This is a genomic window from Streptomyces sp. NPDC007162 (genome assembly GCF_040634175.1).
In the GTDB taxonomy this organism is placed as follows: Bacteria; Actinomycetota; Actinomycetes; order Streptomycetales; family Streptomycetaceae; genus Streptomyces.
Genome location: NZ_JBEYFC010001032.1, coordinates 1 through 1,236 on the forward strand (window position 1 = coordinate 1; position 1,236 = coordinate 1,236).

Sequence of the window (1,236 nt, forward strand, 5' to 3'; positions counted from 1 at the left end):
CGCGGCCGCCCCGGCCAGCCGGAAGAGGTGGCTGCGTTCGGCGGGGGCCAGCCGCAGGGCTCCGGCCAGCGCGTCCAGGACGCGCGGGGAGGGGCGGGGGCCGCGGGCCTGTTCGAGACGGGTGTAGTAGTCGACCGACATGTGGGCGAGAGCGGCGACCTCCTCGCGCCGCAGCCCGGGCGTACGGCGCAGTGCGGTCCCCGGCGGCAGCCCCACCGTCTGCGGGCGCAGCCCCGCCCGGCGCTCCCGCAGGAAGCGGGCCAGTTCCTCCCTCGCCATACCGCAGCCTCCCGGGTCAGCCTGGTACAAGTGGTCCCTGGCACGGCGGACACGGCCGGGGAACCGTGGCTGTCATGAACGATCGCACAGCACTCGTCACCGGTGCCAACAAGGGCATCGGCTTCCATGTGGCCCGGCTCCTCGTCGCCGAGGGCTTCGACGTCCTCGTCGGATCCCGGGACGCCGGGCGCGGCGAGCGGGCCGTCGCAGAGCTCGGCGCCGGCGCCCGGCTGCTCGTCCTCGACGTCACCGACCCCGGCGGCGTCGAGCGCGCCGCCGCCGGGGTCGGACACCTCGACGTCCTGGTCAACAACGCGGGCGTCCAGCCGGTGGTCGGCCCGCCCGGCGAGACCGGCGTCGCGGACTTCCGGCGGACCTACGAGACCAACGTGTTCGGCGTCGTCGCGGCCACCAACGCCTTCCTGCCCGCCCTGCGCCGCTCCGCCCACCCGCGCGTCGTGAACGTCTCCAGCGGGACGGCGTCCCTCGCCTGGAGTACCCACCCCAATCCGCAGTTCGCCCACGGCAGCCCCAGGTCCGCCGCCTACCGCTCGTCCAAGGCCGCCCTGAACGCGCTGACCGTGCTGTACGCGCAGGAACTGGCCGCGGACGGGATCCTGGTCAACGCCCTGGCCCCGGGAGCGCGGGCCACCGACCTGGTCCCCGGTCTCGCGGCCCGCGGCGGTGACGCGGAGGAGGGCGCCCGTGGGGCCGTACGCCTGGCGCTGCTGCCCGACGACGGTCCCACCGGCGGGTTCTTCTCCTGGGACGGCTCACCCGTGCCGTGGTGAGAGCGCCACGGTCCGTAGCATGAGGGCGTAGCCCGTCCCGGTCATGCGAGGAGCGGATCGTGCGAGACATCGCCGTCTTCAGCGGGAGCGCCCACCGCAGCCCGGTGAGGCTCACCTCGGGGCACGCCCCGCGCGGCGCCCGGCAGGCCCTCCTCGACGCGGACAC

At 75.5% G+C, this 1,236-nt stretch carries 2 protein-coding genes; one reads left to right on the forward strand and one right to left on the reverse strand.

The features are described from left to right. Positions 1-279 (reverse strand): helix-turn-helix transcriptional regulator (locus tag ABZ646_RS46920; RefSeq protein WP_360533994.1); only part of this gene is annotated, 279 nt, incomplete at its 3' end. Positions 280-353: 74 nt separating this feature from the next. Between ABZ646_RS46920 and ABZ646_RS46925 the strand changes: the two genes are divergently transcribed. Further along, a complete protein-coding gene (locus ABZ646_RS46925) occupies positions 354-1,070 on the forward strand; it encodes an SDR family oxidoreductase (protein ID WP_360533997.1) in 717 nt (238 codons plus the stop codon). Positions 1,071-1,236 lie beyond the last annotated feature (166 nt).

What these genes read in the sequence shown, in the direction of transcription:
- ABZ646_RS46925 (WP_360533997.1), top strand. Translation starts at nt 354, where the DNA reads ATGAACGATCGCACAGCACTCGTCACCGGTGCCAACAAGGGCATCGGC.